Origin of the sequence: Pedobacter sp. CFBP9032 (assembly GCF_034045265.1) — a bacterium.
In the GTDB taxonomy this organism is placed as follows: domain Bacteria; phylum Bacteroidota; class Bacteroidia; order Sphingobacteriales; family Sphingobacteriaceae; genus Pedobacter.
In genome coordinates this window covers 1-254 of record NZ_JAXCWE010000066.1, presented here as the reverse complement: position 1 = coordinate 254, position 254 = coordinate 1, and the positions used below count along the sequence as shown (strand labels likewise).

The 254-nt window shown below is 27.6% G+C and carries 1 protein-coding gene; it reads left to right on the top strand.

The annotated features are described in order from the left end of the window. Positions 1-254 (top strand): hypothetical protein (locus SOM16_RS23170; protein WP_320466362.1); only part of this gene is annotated, 254 nt, incomplete at both ends.

Here is a 254-nt window from a genome sequence, read left to right as displayed (position 1 = left end):
CAAAAAAATGTATCCGCTGAATAACTATCTTACCTATCAAAGCATTTTAGATTTCGAACAGCCTAAAAAAGTAATTACCTCAAAAAAGAAAAACATATATCTGGATTTGTTGGAAAATCATAAAAAAACGCTTAAAAACACAAGTTTAAATATGGATTATTGGGACAGTTCAGATTATGCATTTAGTGATTTGTCTATTTTGTTTTTAGATCACGAATTGGCTAAAAAAGATAGTAATTGGCAAAATCTATACA